Annotated in this window: 14 protein-coding genes and 2 pseudogenes; 10 read left to right on the forward strand and 6 right to left on the reverse strand. The window is 70.0% G+C overall.

Going from position 1 to position 15,055, the window contains the following annotated elements; genetic code table 11:
- Positions 1–104: pseudogene (locus AC07CM_RS16085) on the reverse strand (DNA-directed RNA polymerase subunit alpha); the annotation flags it as partial.
- A gap of 204 nt (positions 105–308) precedes the next feature.
- Between AC07CM_RS16085 and AC07CM_RS16090 the strand changes: the two are divergent.
- Complete coding sequence (locus tag AC07CM_RS16090; protein WP_478877007.1) at positions 309–530, forward strand: hypothetical protein; 222 nt, start codon at positions 309–311, stop codon at positions 528–530.
- Positions 531–562: 32 nt separating this feature from the next.
- Here AC07CM_RS16090 and AC07CM_RS16095 read toward each other — a convergent pair.
- Positions 563–709 (reverse strand): annotated as a pseudogene (locus AC07CM_RS16095) (amidase); the annotation flags it as partial.
- A gap of 242 nt (positions 710–951) precedes the next feature.
- Between AC07CM_RS16095 and AC07CM_RS16100 the strand changes: the two are divergent.
- The 8 genes from AC07CM_RS16100 (at position 952) to AC07CM_RS16135 (ending at position 8,881) form a co-directional block, all read left to right on the forward strand.
- Positions 952–1,803, forward strand: coding sequence for an NmrA/HSCARG family protein (locus AC07CM_RS16100; protein ID WP_478877008.1), 852 nt, complete (start codon positions 952–954; stop codon positions 1,801–1,803).
- Positions 1,804–2,445: 642 nt separating this feature from the next.
- Positions 2,446–3,543, forward strand: a complete 1,098-nt coding sequence (locus tag AC07CM_RS16105) for a baeRF2 domain-containing protein (protein ID WP_478877009.1) — start codon at positions 2,446–2,448, stop codon at positions 3,541–3,543.
- Between the two features lie 76 nt (positions 3,544–3,619).
- Entirely contained in the window at positions 3,620–3,931 is a 312-nt protein-coding gene (locus AC07CM_RS16110; RefSeq protein ID WP_478877010.1) for a hypothetical protein, read from the forward strand.
- A gap of 10 nt (positions 3,932–3,941) precedes the next feature.
- Positions 3,942–4,502, forward strand: coding sequence for a nucleoside-triphosphatase (locus AC07CM_RS16115; RefSeq protein ID WP_478877011.1), 561 nt, complete (start codon positions 3,942–3,944; stop codon positions 4,500–4,502).
- Between the two features lie 173 nt (positions 4,503–4,675).
- Positions 4,676–5,104 (forward strand): transposase, encoded by a 429-nt coding sequence (locus tag AC07CM_RS16120; RefSeq protein WP_478877012.1) that lies wholly within the window; start codon positions 4,676–4,678, stop codon positions 5,102–5,104.
- 133 nt (positions 5,105–5,237) lie between these two features.
- A complete protein-coding gene (locus tag AC07CM_RS16125) occupies positions 5,238–6,107 on the forward strand; it encodes a HalD/BesD family halogenase (protein WP_478877013.1) in 870 nt (289 codons plus the stop codon).
- A 102-nt stretch (positions 6,108–6,209) separates the two neighbouring features.
- Positions 6,210–7,055, forward strand: a complete 846-nt coding sequence (locus tag AC07CM_RS16130; protein WP_478877014.1) for a class I SAM-dependent methyltransferase — start codon at positions 6,210–6,212, stop codon at positions 7,053–7,055.
- A gap of 59 nt (positions 7,056–7,114) precedes the next feature.
- Positions 7,115–8,881, forward strand: coding sequence for a choline/carnitine O-acyltransferase (locus AC07CM_RS16135; protein ID WP_478877015.1), 1,767 nt, complete (start codon positions 7,115–7,117; stop codon positions 8,879–8,881).
- Between the two features lie 290 nt (positions 8,882–9,171).
- Here the strand turns inward: AC07CM_RS16135 and AC07CM_RS16140 are convergent, their stop codons facing one another.
- Both AC07CM_RS16140 and AC07CM_RS16145 read right to left on the reverse strand, forming a co-directional pair.
- The gene (locus AC07CM_RS16140) at positions 9,172–10,635 is read right to left on the reverse strand and encodes a cytochrome P450 (protein WP_478877016.1); all 1,464 of its coding nucleotides are present in this window, start codon (positions 10,633–10,635) and stop codon (positions 9,172–9,174) included.
- A 9-nt stretch (positions 10,636–10,644) separates the two neighbouring features.
- On the reverse strand, positions 10,645–11,532 hold the full coding sequence (locus AC07CM_RS16145; protein WP_478877017.1) for an SDR family NAD(P)-dependent oxidoreductase: 888 nt from the start codon (positions 11,530–11,532) through the stop codon (positions 10,645–10,647).
- 84 nt (positions 11,533–11,616) lie between these two features.
- Between AC07CM_RS16145 and AC07CM_RS16150 the strand changes: the two genes are divergently transcribed.
- On the forward strand, positions 11,617–12,075 hold the full coding sequence (locus AC07CM_RS16150; protein ID WP_478877018.1) for a nuclear transport factor 2 family protein: 459 nt from the start codon (positions 11,617–11,619) through the stop codon (positions 12,073–12,075).
- A gap of 26 nt (positions 12,076–12,101) precedes the next feature.
- Here AC07CM_RS16150 and AC07CM_RS16155 read toward each other — a convergent pair whose 3' ends face one another.
- Together AC07CM_RS16155 and AC07CM_RS16160 are read right to left on the reverse strand one after the other, a co-directional pair.
- Complete coding sequence (locus AC07CM_RS16155) at positions 12,102–12,521, reverse strand: ester cyclase (RefSeq protein ID WP_478877019.1); 420 nt, start codon at positions 12,519–12,521, stop codon at positions 12,102–12,104.
- A gap of 46 nt (positions 12,522–12,567) precedes the next feature.
- Positions 12,568–15,033 (reverse strand): KR domain-containing protein, encoded by a 2,466-nt coding sequence (locus AC07CM_RS16160; protein WP_478877020.1) that lies wholly within the window; start codon positions 15,031–15,033, stop codon positions 12,568–12,570.
- Between the last annotated feature and the right edge of the window lie 22 nt (positions 15,034–15,055).

Genomic DNA, 15,055 nt, shown 5'->3' on the forward strand with positions numbered 1-15,055 from the left:
CCGAGGGTGTAACCGAAGCCCGGCTCCAGCGGCTCGATCACGAACCGGGAGCGGAACTCGTCGACGACCTCTTCGGTCAACGAGGGACGCTGAGCAATCAGCACGAGGTATTGCCTCCAGTGTTTGGCGCCCGCTATCTGACGCCGTCGTCCCCGAAGAGTACGGGGGGTGCGGCCTCCTACGAAGCCGAACCGCCCGGCTCCGCCCGTCTACACTCCGGCCGGTCGGCCGGCTCAGCTCGTGCTGGAGTGGAGTCCAACGTTCAGCGAGGCGGCCACCACGCAGTTCGTAGGCGCATACTAGGGGCAATGACAAAGCGTGCTGCACCGAAGCGTCACTTGCCCACCAGCCCCTTCAAGGCCCCGGTCACGCCGGCTCCCAAGCACTTCGTCGTGGGCGACCAGGTCACACACGACGTGTACGGCCTCGGCCGAGTGATCGGCATCGAGGACGGAATCGCGGCACTCGTGGATTTCGGCTCGGAGCAAAAGCGGATCTTGAGCCCGTACGCCAAGATGACCAAGCTGTAGCACCGCTCTGCCCGCGTCGGCACGGTCCCCCAGTCGATCCGGCGTGCTCTCGGATCGCGGTTGTGGTCGTGCGGGAACGCGGGCGTGGGCGTGATGGGACACACCACGGCGTCGAACTCGGCGAAGAGCTGCCGCCGGCCGTGGCGGTGGAGTCCGCGACGGCAGTTCGCCTCGATCCAGGGCCACCTCCTCCGCCTTGAGCGCGATGGCGACCATCGCCTCGACGCGCTCGTGCTCCGGATATGAGGGTGGGGAACGCCAGGCGCCGGTCGCACGAGCGTCATGACCGTGCGTGCACGCGGCGAGTCCTCCAGCACCAGTCTCGGGCGAGTCTGCGGCGTGCGCTGTCGTCCGTGACGGATGGTTGCCGTCGGGGCCGACTTCGGATCCGATGCCCCGCCGCAGGAGAGGGAGTTCGTCCATGGCGCAGGAGCCGATCCTGGTGTTGGCCGCGACCGGCGGGCAGGGCGGTGCCGTGACCGACGCGCTGCTGGCCCACGGGACCCGGATCAGGGCGCTTGTCCGCGACCCCGGCCGGAGTGCCGCGCGACACCTGGCCGACCAGGGTGTCGACGTGGTGGCGGGTTCCCTGAGCGATCCCGGGTCGCTCGGCGCGGCCATGAAGGGGGTGACCGGTGTCTTCGCCTTCACCACACCTTTCGAGGCCGGTGTCGAGGCGGAGGTGGAGCAGGGGCGGGCCATCCTCGCGGCGGCGGCGCGAGAGCGCGTTGCGCATCTCGTGTTCAGTTCGGTCGCCGGGGCCGACCAGGACAGCGGGGTACCGCATTTCGAGAGCAAGGCGCGCATCGAGGCGGAACTGGCCGCGGGCGATGTGCCGTACACGATCCTGGGTCCGACGTACTTCTTCGACAACGCGCTCGGCGGAGCGCGGCGCATCCTGGACGGCGTGCTCGATCTGCCGCTGCCGCCCGACCGGCCGTTGCAGCAGCTCGCCCGGCCCGACCTCGGCGCGTTCGCGGCGGAAGTGCTGCTCAACCCCGCTCCCTACGTCGGGCAGCGCATCGAACTGGCCGGCGACGCGCCCACGCCCACGCAGATGGCGGCCGCGCTCGGTGCGGCGCTGGGACGCGAGGTCCGCCACGAGTACGTACCGCTCGCGGCGATCGGCAATCCGGACATGCACGCGATGTGGACGTTCTTGAACGGGTCCGGCTACCGAGTCGACATCCCCGCCCTCCATGCCGCCCACCCGGAGATCCGTTGGACCGGCTTCGCCGACTGGGCACGGCAGACCTGGGCAAGCGCCGGCTGAACCGGCCGTCCGTGCCTTCTGGGCGATCGGCGCCCATGGCTGGGCATGTTCCCTTGGCGCCGCGAAACTTCCAGGCGATCCTGCTTCACCCCAGGAAGCTCAAACGCACCGGCCGGTCGGGGTTGTCGCGGTTGGTGTCCGCCAACCTCCGCTGAGACAACCCCGACCCTACCGATAGGCCTGCCGCAGCTCCATGGGTGATCCAAGGCAACGATGGGAAGCTGCGGTCCCGGGGCCGTCTCACCCGAGGTCATGCAGGAGCCGACGGCTGCGGGATCACCCCGCTCTGCTCCCGGTCCAGCGCGCGATGGTGGTCCCGTGCTGGATCCGCAGCTCACGAGCGCGCTGCTCGGTCGAATACGGCCCAGAAACCTGTATTCACGTGGGGCAACGCGGCCCCCGCCACGATCTGGTGCTCCCGCGCGGACTGCTCCTTCATCCAGCCACGGAGCCCGGCTGTTCAGCGGCCTGCTGTCCGGCCCGCGGCTGGGCGGTGCTGGAAGGCCTGGTCGCCGCCACCATGCTCACGATGGGCCGGCTGCTGCCGACCGCCGCCCGACCGCCCCTCATTGCGCTCGTCGAGCCCCATCGGCCCCGGGGCGCGCATCATCAAGGAGGGGAGACCATCGACGAGGAGTGGCGATGAGGTTGTCGTTCCTTGAACCCCTCTACGCGGAGCCGGGCCCGTTCGCCTCCGTGTACCTGAACACCTCCCGAAACGTCGAGCATCCCGACCGGGCGATCGCGCTGCGCTGGGGGCGGCTGCGCGAGAGTCTGTCCCGTCAGGGCTCGGACCGGGCTCTGGTGAACGCACTGGAGGAGGTGGTCGGCGCCGACACAGAGGTGCCGGGGGTGCACGGTCAGGCCATGTTCGCCGCCCACGGCACGCTCGTCCTGGACGGGGAACTGCCCAGGCCGCCCGAGCACGACTCCGCGCGCTACAGCATCCTGCCGGACGCGATGCCCCTGGTCACCCAGCATCTTCCGGGGATCCCCTACATGGCCGTAGTCGTCCACTACGGCGGCCTTCCGACCGCCGAGACCCACGGCTGGGTGACTCTGGAGGCGGAGGCCGGCACCTGGCCCGAGTCGACTGTCACCCCGGGTGAGCGGCTGCGGCGCAGGGTCGCGGTGGCGGCCTGGCACCATACCTCCGTCCGGCTCGGTCACCGACTGGACGAACGGGCGCGGCGCGCCCATGCCGATGCCGTCGTCGTGGGCGGGGACGAGTGGGCGTGCAACGTACTGGTCCGCCGCCTGCCGCACACCCTGCGGGACAAGGTCGTACGCGTGGGCGGCCGGACCCCCACCGACACAGGACGCGCCCTGTTGGAGCCGCAGCTCGACGGCGTCTTCCGCGGCCGCATGGCCGCGCACGACCGGGAACTCGTGGACATCTTCATCGGCCGGCGTGCTCTGGACGGACCCGTGGCGGAGGGGCTGGCCGCCGCCGTCGCCGCCCTCCAGCGTGGCCAGGTCGCGGCACTGCTACTGAACCGGCCGCCAGGGTCTTCGCTACGGCTCTGGGCGGGCCCCCAGCCCACTCAGCTTGCCCTGACCGAGGCGGAGCTGATGTCCTTCGGCGTGCGGGCCCCGCGCGAGGAACGCGCCGACGAGGCCCTCGTCCGGGCCCTCGTCGGCACTGGTGCCGAGCTGGTCGTCGTGCCGGAGAGCGAGCTGAGGCTGTACGAGGGCGTGGGCGCCCTGCTGCGGTACGCCGACCCGGGGACCCCGTCCTGACGCCGACGCGCTACGCCTCCCGGATCACGGGGCGCCCCTTGCGACCGACCGCCCCGCATCGCGCCACGCGCGGAACATGCCGACACTGGGCTGGAGCGGCGGCGCGGCGTATGAGCGGCGGATGGGGCACGTGGACAGGAGCAGCGGCGCGGAGGAGACGGACGTTTCGATCACCCCGCCCAAGACCTGGACGGCAGGCGTGCCGGCGGTGGCCAACCCGCTGCGGTACTCCCTGGAGCCGACGACGGTCCGCCTGACGACGCTGATGCTGAGTTCAATTCCGCTCATGCGCGCCGCCATAGCCGCAACGGCGGCACCGGCACCGGTCCGCACCCCGAAACCCCCGCTCGGCCGAGCCCACCCGGGCCGCCTCCGGAAGCGGGGGTGAAGATGGCAGTGTGCCGACAAGGATCCTGCTCGAGGGCCGCCCCGGCGCGGGCAAGACGACCGCCCTGCGTCGGCTGGCCGCGCTGCTGCCCACCCACGCGGCCACCGGCTTCACCACGGAGGAGATCCGGCAATCCGGCGCCCGCGTCGGTTTCGCCCTGGAGACCTTGGCAGGCCGGCGGGAAGTGCTCGCCCATGTCGACCTGCCCGGTCCGCCACGGGTGGGGAAATACGGCGTCGACCCGGCCGTCATGGAACGACTGGCGCTGCCGTCGCTTCGGCCGGCAGCAACCGAGGAGGCAACAGGGCGGCTGGTACTCATCGACGAGCTGGGGCGCATGGAACTGGCGTGCACGGCGTTCCGGCACGCGGTCGACGCGCTGTTCGTCGCAGAGGTCGACGTCGTCGCCACGGTCCACAAGTACCGCGATCCGTTCACCGACGCCCTCAAGCGGCGCGCCGACATCGAGGTCATCCAGCTCACTCCGGCAAATCGGGACGTCCTGCCCGGGGAGCTCGCGGCCCGGCTGCAGCAGCCCCGGACGCACGGAAGGCCTCCCCCTCACGGATGAGAGAGCAACCTCCGACCTGCTGAAAGCGGAGTCGGGGCGACAGGATGTGTCGACCGCCCGTCCCGGGATCACCCGGCAACCAGTCGAACTTGTGCTGGGTCAAGCCCGACTCAACCAACACCAGGTTGCACAGGCCGACTACGTACGCCTCATCACTGTCGTCTCCCGTTCCCATGGCGGCGCATCATGCCAGCCCCCTGACGCATGCCACCCTGGAGCCGGAGATGGACGAGCACTTGGCCACGGAGGCCCGCCGGGTCGGCGGGCGGGTCCCGTTCGGGCGGCAACATGCGCAATGGCTACGGGCCCAGAAGGTCATGACGAAGGTCGGTGCGGTCACGGTCCGGGTCCCCCGGGACCGGCTGGGTATGTTCCGGCCTCAGCTGCTGCCCTCGTACGTCCGCCGCACGGGCGCGCTGGACGACATTCTGGTCTCACTGACCGCGAAGGGCCTGACCGGCTGCTGCGGCTCCTGCGCGACAGCCGGCCCGTGCCGAACCCGCGAAGGCCTGCTGGAACGCACAGTCGGGCAGTGTGACGCGTCACATACAGACAACGCTGCACCACTGTGGGAACTTCAAGTGCCCATCCTGCCAGCCTAGTTATTGAAAAGCCGAGCGTGAGGTCCGGCCGACCGCACGGATCGCGTCGCTCGTCCCATCTGTACGTAAGAGGCGGAACCGCGGGCCGTCGGGGAACCGGCGAGAGGGGCGGCCCGCCTGCGGAGAGGATCGAATGCGCTCTTTCGATGCCCTGACGCTTGATCAGGTAGTCGACACGGCTCACTATCCCCTGTCGGAACTCGCGAGCGCCCGGGGACAGGCCGTGGTTTCCCGTGCCCGGCGCGACCTGTTGACTCTCGGATGCACCGTGCTGCCGGACTTCTTTCGCCCGTCGCTACGCGATGTGCTGCGGCAGGAGTGCTCGGCCATCGCCCCCCGGGCGCACCACGACACCGAGACGGTGAACGTCTACAACATCGCAGTGGACTCGGCACTGCCGGAGGACCATCCGGGCCGGAAGATCTTCGAGCGGGGTAACGCGTTCGTCGCGCGGGACCGCATCCCCGCGGACTCCCTCATCAGCCGGCTCTACTCCAACATGGCATTCCGGCACTTCATCGCCCGCTGCTTCGAACTGCCGGAGCTGCACGAGCTGGCGGACCCGCTCTCCGGGCTGGTTCTCAACGTCATCGCGCCGGGCATGGAGCACCCCTGGCACTTCGACACCAACGAGTTCACCGTGAGCATGCTCACCCAGCAAGCGCAGGCCGGCGGCGTCTTCGAGTACTGCCCGAACATTCGGACCGCGCAGGACGAGAATTTCGACGACGTCCGGGACGTAGTGGACGGCCGGGGCGAGCGGTTGACCCGGCGCCTCCCCCTGCAACCTGGTGACCTTCAGTTGTTCAAAGGCCGCTACTCGCTGCACCGAGTCAGCCCGGTGCGCGGCGAGGTCGCGCGCCACTCCGCGATATTCGCCTACAGCGAGCGCCCCGGCGTCATCGGGAGCGTGGAACGGACCCGGCAGCTCTTCGGCCGGGTGCTGCCCGAGCACCTGGCGGCCGAGGGCCGGGCGGTCCGCGGCGACCGGCTCCTGGACTAGGCCCTGTCGTCGAATTCCCGCCTGCCTGCCTGGCGGGCGGCGAGAAGGCGCAGTCGCCGTAGGCCGTTTCCCCCTGCGCGATCCCACGGAGGAGTAAGCCCTGTGCGTTTCGACGTGACCGGAAAAGTCTCACTCGACCACATCTACGACCAGCCCGATCCGCGAACCTATTTCAGGGTGCTGCGCCCGCTCGACTACTGCGTTCCGCAGCAGGCCAAGCCCTACTTCGCCAAGATCATCACGGAGTACCGGGAGGCCCGGCACGTCGCGGTACCGAAGGTGCTGGACATCGGCTGCTCGTACGGAACCAACGCCGCCCTGCTGAAGTACGACGCGACCATGGACGAGCTGTACGCGCGCTACGGCGACGAGGAGCGTGCGGGTGAGAGCCGCGAGGCTTTGCTGGCCCGCGACCGGGAGCTGGCTCGGTCGCGCCGACCCCCGCAAGCGATCCGCTTCGTCGGCCTCGACACCTCCGGCAGCGCGCTGTCCTACGGTCTTGAGGCCGGGTTCCTCGACGACGCGGTGCAAGCCGACCTGGAGGAGCACGAGCCCACACCGCGACAGCGCGCCCAGCTCTCGGGTACGGACCTGGTGATCTCGACGGGCTGCATCGGCTACGTCACCGAGCGGACGCTCACGCGAGTAGTCCGAACACAGGGCACCCGCCGGCCCTGGATGGCGCACTTCGTGCTGCGGATGTTCCCGTTCGACCCCGTCGAGCGCGCATTGGCGAGTCTGGGCTACCGGACCGTCCGCGTCGACGAGGTGTTCAGACAGCGGCGGTTCGCCTCCCCGCAGGAGCAGGCGCTCGTGCTCGACAGCATGTCGGCCGCAGGGGTGGATCCACGGGGCCTGGAGGCGGAAGGCTGGCTGTACGCACAGCTCTACCTTTCCCGGCCGTACGACATCACAGGTACCGACGATCCGAATCGAGAACAGAGTTGAAGACCAGTCAGGATGCGTCAGGCAACGCGACCTTCGCCCAGGAGGACAGCCTCCCGCGCGTGCCGCTGCCTACGCTGGATGCGAGCTGCGAGAGGTTTCTCGCCTGGTGTACGCCGCTGCTGACCGCCGACGAGCGGTCGGCGACCGAGGCGGAGGTTGCCGCCTTCCTCCGACCCGGTGGCCCCGGCCGGGTGCTGCATGCCGCGCTGGAGGAATACGACGCCACGGAGGGCGTGCACAGCTGGCTCGACACCTTCTGGCCGTACCGATACCTGGGCCGCCGGGACCGGATCGCACTCAACGCCAACTTCTTCTTCCTGTTCCAGGACTCCGGCCAGGCGCAGGTGGAGCGGGCGGCCGGGCTCGTCGCCGGGGCCCTCAACTACAAGCGGCAGCTCGATCAGGGGCTGATTCCACCGGTGGTGCAGCGCGGAGCACCTCAGTCGATGGTGCAGAACAAGTTTCTGTTCTCCACCACGCGTATCCCCGGCGTGCAGCAGGACACCGTCCGCGCCCCCTACACCGAGGAGTGGCCGGGCCCGTCCGAGGCCCGGCACGTCGTGGTGTTCTTCCGGGGCGGCATGTTCCGGCTGGACGTGCTGGGTCCGGACGGTGTCCCGCACAGCCTGGATGACATCGAGGCGGGACTGCGCGCCGTGATGAAGGCCGGCGCCGACCCGGCCGGCGCGGACACCTCGGTGGGCCACCTCACCACCATGGCCCGCGCGGAGTGGGCGGCCGCCCGGGAGTCCCTTGTCGCCTGCCACCCCCGCAACGCCGACGCCCTTGACGATGTCGAGACCGCGCTGTTCTGCGTCGCTCTGGAGGACTTCGCCCCCGCGGACGTCCAGGAGGCCTGTGACCAGCTGCTGTACGGCGACCGCGGCAACCGCTGGTTCGACAAGGCCGTGTCCTTCGTCGTCTTCGCCGACGGACGGGCGGGCATCAACGTGGAGCACTGCGAGTTGGACGGGACCACGATCCTCACCTTCACCGACGCCCTGCTCAACACCCCGGCCGAGGAGCAGTCCCAGCAGTCCGGAGCCCGGTCCCAGGGGCTGCCGGCGCTGGAGCGGATCGTGTTCGAACTGGACGACGCGCTGCGGGACCAGGCGCGCTCCGCCGCCGACGCGTTCGCGGCGTACGGGGAGAACACCGCGACCAGCACGCTGTCGTTCGCGGACTTCGGCAGCAGCGCGGCCAAGGTGTTGGGCGTCTCACCGGACGCGTTCGTCCAAGCCGCCTACCAGCTCGCCCACCAGCGCGCCAAGGGACACCTGGGTGCCACGTACGAGTCGATCGCCACCCGGCAGTACCGGCACGGGCGGACCGAGGCGATGCGCGTCGTCACCACCGAGATGGTGGCTTTCGTGGCGGCGATGGAGGACCCGGCAGCGGACGCGGACGCCCGGCGCGCCGCGTTCCGGGCAGCCACCGAGGCCCACGTGGCGCGCGCGAAGGCGTGCCAGGCAGGGCAGGTGCCGGAGCAGCACCTGTGGGAGCTGGAGCTGATCCAGCGCCGGCGCGGGGCCGAGCTCGGGGTGACCGAGCAGCCCGCGCTGTACCGGACGCCGGGCTGGTCGACCATGCGGGACGACTACCTGAGCACGAGCTCCGCGCCGTCCGTCAATATCCAGTACTTCGGCTTCGGGTCGACCAGCAGCCAGTGCATCGGTGTCGCCTATGTGCTGCTTCCCGAGCGGTTCAACCTCTACCTGAGCACGCCGATGGCGGTCGCTGCGCAGATGCGGACGTTCGCCGACCGGCTCCGGGAGGCGATGGACGAACTCCGGGAGCTGCTGGCGTCCGAGCTGCCCGAGGACTGAACGGAGCCCGCCGCCGGACCGGAACTCCCGGCCGGGGATCACGGTCCGGCGGCACGGACGGCTCCAGTCGCTGAGCCGGTCCTGAGCTGAGCTGAGCTGAGCTGAGCTGAGCTGAGCTGAGAAAGGCTAGCCGAATTGCGATCGCGCGCCCAGCGTCGGTGCCGTGGTCATCCCCTCTCGGGACAACCCCGCCGGCTGCCAAGATGCGGAGGCGTTCACGGTCGACACGCCAATCACTCGTCAGGGTCGAGACGTTCGGAGACCTGCTGCTGCCGAGCTCGCAGGTGGGCCTACGATCCTTCTGGGCTGTACGGGCACGCCGGCTTGACCACGCGTGCCCCGTCGCCGCCGCGCAGCGTGGACACGGTGCCCGTGCTGCCCTCGCGTGAACGCAGGCGCACCATCACGTCCCGCAGGGGGCGCAGGGAGATCACCGGAGAGCCGTACTGCAGCACGTTCCCCGGGACGAGGTTGAGCCGGAACCGCTGGTTGATCATCGCCACGATGATCCGCAGTTCGAGCAGCGCCATGTTGTTGCCGACGCACTGCCGAGGGCCCGCCCCGAAGGGGAAGTACGCCATGCGGGGCCGCTCCCGCACGGCCTGCGGGGTGAAGCGGTACGGGTCGAAGGCCACCGGGTTGTCCCAGTGGCGCGGGTTGTGGTGCGAGGCCAGGGGCGAGAGCAGGATCGACGACCCGGCCTCGATGTCGTAGCCGCCGAGGGTGTCGGGGCCGACGGCGGCCCGCGGGAAGATCCAGATGGGCGGATACATCCGCAGGCTCTCGTCCACCACCATCCGCGTGTACGTCAGCTCGGCCGCCGTGCCGGCGTCGGGAGCCCCACCGCCCAGCACGCCGCTGATCTCCTCGTCCAACTCGGCCTGAACGTTCGGGTGGTTGGCGATCGACAGCAGGGTCCAGCACAGGGAAACGGCGGTGGTCTCGTGGCCCGCCAGATAGATGGTGAGCAGCTCGTCGCGCAGCTGCCGGTCGGTCCACGGCTCGCCGGTCGCCGGGTCCTCGGCCTGCTCCATCAGGGCGATCAGCGGACCCTCCCCGGTCCGAGCGTAGTTTTCCCGGACGTCCGCGACCACCTTGTCGAAGACCCGGTGGATGTGGTCGATCTTGCGCTTGCGGGCCGTGGGCAGCCAGGACGGAAGCATTTCGGACGTCGTACCCCGCCGGAACATGACCTCCACGACATCGTCGACGATCCGCTTCAGCACGGCCGACGCGGGCTTGATGTCGTAGGCGAACAACGAACGGCTGAGCGTGACCAGGGTGAGCCGCAGCATCTCGGTCATCAGGTCCACCGGCTCGTCCCGCGCGGCCTTCGCCTCCCACTCGTCCAGCATCTCCTCGGTGGCCGCGACGATGTTGGGGACGATGTCGGTGACCGCGTTCTTGAGGAACACCGGCTGCACGGCCCGGCGGTGCCCGCGCCAGAAGTCGCCGTCCGAGGTGAGCAGGCCCTTTCCCATGACCACGCCGAACTGCTCGTACAGCGGCCCGCGGACGTAGTTGGCGTTGTTCTCCACCAACACCCTGCGCACTGCCCCGGGGTCGGTGACCTGATGGACGGTCATCGGTCCCAGCCGCATGCGAACCAGCTCGCCGTAATCGCGCTGGAGGCCGAGCAGGAACTCGGCGGTGTTACGGCGCCAGGGACCGAGGCTGCCCAGGAGAGGGGCGCCCTTGGGGCCGGGGGCGGTGGGCATCGCGGTGGCGGATGTGGTCGTGGATATGGTGGTCATCAAGAGTCCTTACCTGGTCAGGCTGCGCGGCTGAGCCGTGCCGTGCGGTACCGGAAACGCGCGCCGCACGAAGAGGTGGTCGAAGACCGCGTCCGGGGCCAGCCGCCGCAGCGCGATGGTGCTGCGGGCGAGGAAGCCGACGGTGTAGCGGGCGCGGGGGCGCCGCTTGTGGACGGCGCGTTCCACTACGCGGGCCACGTCGTCGGCGTGGACGGTGAAGGTGCCGGCCAGGGTGCGGCGGCTCCCCGTATAGATCGCCTCGAAGTACTCGGCGGTGCGCTCACGGAACTCGTCGTAGACCTCGCTGACGGCGGGGAGGTTGTCGACGTACGTCGTGCCGAAGTTGGTGGTGCGCACGGGGCCCGGCTCGATGAGGACGACCCTGACTCCGAAGCCGGCCGTCTCCAGCCGCAGCGCGTCGCTGAGGGCCTCGACGGCGTGCTTGGAAGCCTGGTAGAAGCCCCCGCCGGGGACCGCGTAGCGGCCGAAGATCGACGAGATATTGATGACGGTTCCGGTGCCGGCGGCCCGCATGCCGGGCAGCACCAGCTGGCTCAGCCGGGCCAGCCCGAAGACGTTCGTCTCGAACTGCCGCCTCATCTGGACCGGTTCGATCTCCTCCACGGCACCGGAGGCGGCGAAGCCCGCGCTGTTCACGAGCGTGCCGACCGATCCGTGTTCCGCTTCGACGGCGTCGACGGCCGCGCGCATGCTGTCCTCGTCGGTGACGTCCAGCCGCAGCGTGCGGATGCCCTCCGCGGCGAGTCCGGCGAGCGTTTCCAGCCTGCGCGCGGTGGCGTACACGAGCATTCCGCTGCGGTGCATCCGGAGGGCACAGGCCCGGCCTATCCCGGATGAACAGCCCGTGATCAGCACGGGGTTTGGTCGGTTGTTCACGATCTCCCTCTTCTCTCGGTCGCGTCGGACGGTTCGGCCGGTGCTCTACGGTTTGGGGCGGGGCTGTGCGGAAAGGTGCCGTACATGTATCACCGGATCGTGGCCGCGAAGCTGCGCAAGGCATTCTCCGACATCAACTCCGGAAACTGGCAGTCCATGGTGGACACACTCGCACCCGAATTCACGTACGTCTTCTACGGGGAGCACGCGCTCTCCGGCGAGCGTCATACCGTCGAATCCATGACCCTGTGGTGGCAGCGGGTCTTCCGTCTCATTCCCGAGGCCGAATTCGAACCGCAGGAGATCATCATTTCCGGTGGCCCTTGGCTGACCAAGGTGGCCACCCGTGTACGGATCGGCGGGCCGCTGCCCGACGGCGCCCGCTACGACAACGTCATGACCCAGTTCATGCATCTCAAGTGGGGGCGCATCACCGAGATCCACACCCTGGAGGACACCGTCGTCCTCCAGCGGGCGCTCGACCGGATCGCCGCCTCCGGCAACGCCGAAGCCCATGCCGAGCCCATCACGGACAGGCCCTAGGCCTCGCGCCCGGCGCCGGCGCGCGTTCAGCCGAAGGCGCCCAGCTGCTTCGCGAGGTCGAAGGCGTCCAGGGCGAACCAGCTCTCCACGATCACCCCGTCCCGGAACTCGTCGATGACGATTCCGGGGACGGCGAACTCCCGGCCGACAGCCGGGATTCCCTCGTAGGGCTCGCCCGTGTGGGTCCCCCGCGCGGTGAACCGGCTGACGACCTTCTCGCCCTCCAGGATCCAGTCGTCCACCGTCACGTGCAGGTCGGGGAAAGAGGCGCGCTGGATCCGTACCCATTCCTTGAGGTGTTCCACGCCCTCCTCGCTGTTCGAGGCCGTCCCGTGGCTGATATGGTCCTCGGCGGCACCCTCGTAGATGACGTCGAGATTTCCCTTGTTGAGGCACTCCTCGTAGTAGCGCTCCAGAACTGCCTTGTTGTTCAGGGTGTTCGACATTTCTCTCCACTCCCATTCTGTGAGGTGTCGGTAATGGGTCGGCGCGTCAATCGCCTGCTACCGGTCCCTCGAATCCCGTTATCGTCATGACGCGGGCGCCGGAGGACGCGCTCGTCACTTTCCATGTGCCGAGCGCGGGGTCTCCTTCGATGACGGAATTCCCGTCCTCCGCCGCGTGGACGGTGACGCGCCCGACGGTCAGCGGGTCGACCGCGACCGAGATGCCCGCGCCCTGCCTGGCGCACAGCCGCACCACGTTCTCCAGTGCGGACACGGCGAGGGCGGTGCGGGGGACGGCCGGTGTCGCCCACATGTCGTTGGGCGCGCAGGGGCGTACCTCGCCGGCCCAGCGGCCTTCCTCGGTACGGGTCCACCGCGCGCGGGGCACGACCGACGCACGCCAGCTCAGCAGCGGAGGTCCCGAGCGCCAGGTGGTCATCCGGGTGAGGCCGGCGCGGGGTGGGGCGGGTGAGCGCGTGTCCCCCGGCGCGTAGACGATGCGTGCCCTCGCCTCCGGGCCTGGACTACCGTCACGGCCACTCCCGCCGTCACCGGGGCGCCGGAAGCGGACTTCGACCGTCCAGGACCGTCCGTCGTGGACGCCCCGAAGCTCCCGTTCCCAGACCGTCGTAGGACCGTCGAGCCGCAACAGCTCCAGGGGGACGACGACGTCCTCCAGACAGTCGACACTCAGCTCCGGAAAGTCCGGGGGTACGACCCACCCCGCGCCCCGGACCGCGTTCTCCAGCAGCAGGCTCAGCGGAACCGCCTCGGCGCCGTCCACCAGGAAGTCCGTCAGGACCGGGGCGGTCTCCCGGTCGAAGCGGACCCTCGATACCAGCCGGGCGTGCGGCTGATAGGAGGTCACCTCGCCGAGGTGGTGGATCTTCGGGTAGACCTCGGCGTATCCGGGCAGGTCGGGCACGACCGGGTAGCCGGTGGCCTGGCCTGGGTCGATGGCGTCGCCGAGCGGTCCCACGAAGGTGACCTCACCGGCGGAGCCCGCCAGCAACTCGGCCTGCCACTTGGCGAGTCCGTCGGCCACGCCGAGCGGTGCCATGTAGCGCCGCGTCGCCGAAAAGTTCGCGATGAGGCCGATGCGGTCCCAGGTCGGCCAGGCAAGCGTCATCACCGGGTAGGCCGCCCTGCGGTCCGCCCACCTGCCCAGCCGGGCGAGCCCCTCGTTCGCCGCGGCGTACTCCAGCTGGCCGACCATGCCGCCCAGCCGCCCGGTGAGCGAGCCCACGTTGCAGAAGAACTTCAGCTCGCTGCCGGCCAGTTCACCGAAGAGGTAGACGAAGCTCTCGATCTTCGTCTCCACGGTCCGCAGGATGTCGTCGTCCGACTTCTTGGGCAGCCTGGCCGCGGTGTCCACGCCCGCGTTGTGCACGACGCCGGTCAGCGCGTCGCCCTCGCGCGCCAGTAGCGCGCGCACCTGCTCCGGGTCGGTGAAGTCGCAGGGGACGTACTCGATGCGCAGTCCGCGCGCCCGCGCGCCGGTGATGTTGCCCGCCAGCTCCCACAGACGGCGGACGCGCGCGATGTCGCGGCGGATGTCGGGCAGTGGGCGCCCCCGGCGGCTGCCGGACCACAACTGCTGCTCATACGCCTTGAGTTCGTCCGCATCCGCCCCGAACCAAGGTTCGCCCTCGGAGGGGAAGGGCTCTCGACCGGTCACCAGAACCCGCATGCCGTGCTTCTCCGCGAGCGTGCGGGCCAGCTCCCAGCCGATGCCCCGCCCGCCCCCTGAGACCAGGACGCAGTCGTCGGCCCCCAGGCTCACGGCGGGAGGACCGACCGGCTCCGCGACGGGAGAGAGGGTGAGGCGCCGCCCGTCGCGGTGGCCGACCTCGATCTCGCCGGTCCGGCCCAGCTCGCTCGCGACGACGCCGGGCAGGTCCTCCACGGCAAAGAGCGCGGTGTCCACGACGCGCGCGTTGCAGTTGGGGAACTCCCGGTGCAGCGTCTTGGCCAGCCCTGCCCAGATGCCGCCCAGCGGTTGGGCCAGGTCGTCGTCCGGATGCTGCCCCATCCCGCCGCCGAGGTGGGTCACGGCCAGGTAGAACAACCGCCGCGCGGAGGTCTCCGCGGCCCAGTCCTCGTACTGCTCGCGCAGCGCGGTCAGGGTCCGCAGCAGCGGCTCTCGCCACACGCCCGTCAGGTCCGCGGTGCCGCGCGCGGGTGTCCCGCCGCCCAGGGTGAGATCGACGATCGCGTCCACGGCGCCGTCGTCGTCAGGGGGCACGGCGGTCGCCGGCGTACGGCGCCGCACCCGCGCCCCGTGTCCGGCCAGTTCGCGCTCGACCCGCTCGGTGCTCTCGTCGTCGCCCGAGAGGAGCAGGATCCGCATCCCGGCCAGGCGGGACGTCGCCCCGGTGAGCGGCGGCAGCGTGGCGGGCCGCCACACCATCCGGGTCGTCGGCTGCACCCACGGGTCCTCGGGCACCGGCACCGGCTCCCGGGTGGGAGCGGTCACGACGGCACGCGACGATTCGCGCGAAGTCGTCTGCATGTTTCGCGTTCCTTCCTGGTCA

This window comes from Streptomyces sp. NPDC044061 (genome assembly GCF_056434305.1).